Raw genomic sequence first — 2856 nt, 5'->3', positions numbered from 1 at the left:
GGTACGTTCAGCTAAGCGGCTGGGGCTTCGGCGGTCTTCGTGTCGATCGCTCGCTTATAAATAGCAATCACGTACAGCTGAGCTACCGGTGCTTCGGAAACGGTCTCACCGCAGTAACCGAAACTGTCCACACATAACGGCCTCTCCGCGCCCTATCCCAGCCGGAATCCGGTCATCAGCGCGATGAGCGCGAGCATCACCGCGCCCTCGAACAGCCCGACGACGAGGTTCTTCTGCTCGATCGATTCGAGCTTGGACGCGTCGGGACTCGACGACAGAGTCTCGTAGTACGCCGACAGCTGGAGCCGGTGCGGGACCGCCAGCCCGAACGCGAACAGCCCCCAGCCGAGGCCGAGCGCCAGCCCGGACCACGCGCCGCCGAAGCCGTAGCCGAGCCCGATTTCGGGCGTCAACAGCACCGTCCCGGACAGCACCGTCGTCAGCGAAACCCCGACGAGGAAGAACACGGCCTTCGGAATCAACACGGTGTTCACCGCGGCCGACGCCTCCTCGTCGAGCCCGCCCAGCGTCGGCCCGATGAGCGCGGGGAAGATCAGCGCGAAGCCGAACCACACCGCGCCCGCGGCGACGTGCGTGTAGAAGAGCAGTTCGGTGTTCGCCAGGCCGAGGCTGGCGGCGAGAAACGCCAGCGGCACGAGGAAGCACCCGGCCGCGAACGCCGGGTTCGCGGCATTCGCAAGGTGTCGTACCCGTTCGACAAACCCCGACTCCGCGACGTGGCGACCTTCGTTAGCAACTGCCATGTGACAGCGACATTAGAGAATCACACTAATGTGTTCGGGTCGATGCGAACGCCCCCGGTTCCGATCGGCTCGACGACCTCGCTCGCGTACGAGGTCTCCCGTACGGTCGACCTCGCTACTCGCGGGCCAGGGGCCCGCTCATTTGTAGTGGCCTCCCTTCGGTCGGCCACTCGGCTCACGGCTACGCCGTTCGCATACGAGACTTCGCTTCGCTCAGTCTCGCTACTTCTCAATGATGCTCTCCTCGACCGCCTCGCCGAAGTGGCGCGCCACGTCCTCGTAGTAGACGAGCGCTTCGTCGCCCTCCTCGACGTCGGTGACCGCCTTGCGGCCCTCGCTCGTGGCGATCTTCACGGTCTCGGCGTTCTGGATGAGCGTCTCGATGCGGTCGGTCCCCTCCTCCGTCTCGATTTCCGCCTGAATCCGGAACATCGGGCGCTTCTCGATTTTCACCCGACCCACCACCGCCTCGCGGGTGTTCCCGTCGGTGTCGACGAGCTGGACCTCGTCGCCGCTCGACAGCTCCGCGAGGTAGTTGGTACCGCCCTCCGCGTTGCGGACGTACGCGTGGACCGCGCCGGCGTTCACGCGGAACGGCCGCGACGCGACGTACGGCGACTCGGCGGTCTCGGCGTGGACGAAAAAGAGGCCGCGCGACATCGAGCCGACCAACATCCCCTCGGTGTCGTCCATCAGCGATCCGGTGTCGATACAGACGCGGTCCGCCATCCCGGTCTGTTCGATCGCCGTCACCTCGGCGTATCGGAGGTCGAGCGTCTCGCGGTCGGCCGCGTCGCGGGCTTCGACCGCGCCGCGGATCTCGTCGGGGTCGTCGGCGTCGAGGAGGACGCCGTCCGCGCCGATCTCCAGCGTCTCGAAGGCGGTTCGAGCCTCCGCGGCGGTCGTCGCACCCGCGACGAGGTGCGTCTCCTCGCCGACCCGGGCAATGAGGTTCTCCAGCGGGATGATAGACCAGTCTTCGCCGACGATCACGGTGAACTCGGCGTCGTCGGCCGCGGCCTCCGCGAACGCCTCGTACTCGGTGCCGAGGACGCGGACGTACGCGCCCTGCGCGCGGTCGTCGCGTCGGCGGAGCGTCGTCAGGTCCGCCGACCCGGAGAGGTCGTCGGGCATCGCGATCGTCCCGTCGCCCTCGCCGCCCTTCCCGACGAAGTACGCGTCGGCCTCGGCGTCGCTCTCGGCGTCGTCGATCACGTCGGCGTCGGAGCGGAACGCCGCGACGTTCACGTCGCCGAGCTCCCGGACGCGACCCACGTCTCCCTCGTCGACGAGGACCCAGTCCGCCCCGGCCTCGATGGCGGCCGTGACCCGTCGCTTGCGCGCCTCCCAGTCGCCGACGTCGCCGTCGGCTTTGACCCAGACCGTGCGTGTCATTGTCGGAACCTCACGGCGCGCCGGCTTGAAAACTGCGGAAGGGTCGCGCGTTGCGGACGCGATCCGGCGCGGCGACGACAAAGCACTTAGTAGTGAAATCACTTCGTATGAGTTGGATTACCGGATGACGCCACCATGGCAACCGCTCTCGACGGTAGGTTCCCGATACGCGGCGGCTCGCGACTCCCTCCGCGAGCGCGCCACACCCCATCTCGGGATCGATCCGCGGGCGCTCGGCGCGTTCCGGATCGCGCTCGCGCTCATCCTCCTCGCCGACCTGCTGGTCTATCGGCTGCGAGGGGTGGGCGCGTTCTACACGGACGCCGGCGTCCTTCCGCGCTCGACGCTCGGTGAGGTCTATCCGCTCTTGGAGGCCGTCTCGCTCCACGCGCTGTCCGGCTCGGCATGGGTACAAACGGGGCTGATCGCCGTCGCGGTCTGCGCCGCCGTCTGCCTGCTCGTCGGCTATCGAACGCGGGCCTCGACGGGGGTCTCCGTCGTCCTGCTCGCGTCGCTGTACGCGCGGAACCCGTACGTGATCAACGGCGGGAACACGATTCTGGTCGCGTTCCTCCTCGTGAGCCTCTTCCTTCCGCTCGACGCTCGCTGGTCGCTCGGCGGGAGCCGTCACGGCGACGGTCCCGGTCGGGAGGCGGCCGACCGAGGGGCGGACGCCGAACGCGGAGCCGGGAGTCGA

2 protein-coding genes and 1 pseudogene are annotated in these 2856 nt (G+C 68.1%); 1 reads left to right on the top strand and 2 read right to left on the bottom strand.

Translation table 11 applies throughout. The features are described 5' to 3' along the window. Positions 1 to 152: 152 nt before the first annotated feature. Entirely contained in the window at positions 153 to 764 is a 612-nt protein-coding gene (locus BN903_RS13610; protein WP_048078251.1) for a hypothetical protein, read from the bottom strand. A 222-nt stretch (positions 765 to 986) separates the two neighbouring features. Continuing rightward, positions 987 to 2159, bottom strand: a complete 1173-nt coding sequence (locus BN903_RS13605; protein WP_048078250.1) for a 3-dehydroquinate synthase II — start codon at positions 2157 to 2159, stop codon at positions 987 to 989. A gap of 124 nt (positions 2160 to 2283) precedes the next feature. Here BN903_RS13605 and BN903_RS17650 point away from each other — a divergent pair. Then, positions 2284 to 2856: pseudogene (locus tag BN903_RS17650) on the top strand (HTTM domain-containing protein); the annotation flags it as partial.

The organism is Halorubrum sp. AJ67, assembly GCF_000513435.1.
Note: the sequence above shows the minus strand (reverse complement) of the source record. Positions and strands in the feature narration are given on the sequence as shown.

Coding starts and splice junctions, on each gene's coding strand:
- BN903_RS13610 (WP_048078251.1), bottom strand. CDS start 764: ATGGCAGTTGCTAACGAAGGTCGCCACGTCGCGGAGTCGGGGTTTGTC.
- BN903_RS13605 (WP_048078250.1), bottom strand. CDS start 2,159: ATGACACGCACGGTCTGGGTCAAAGCCGACGGCGACGTCGGCGACTGG.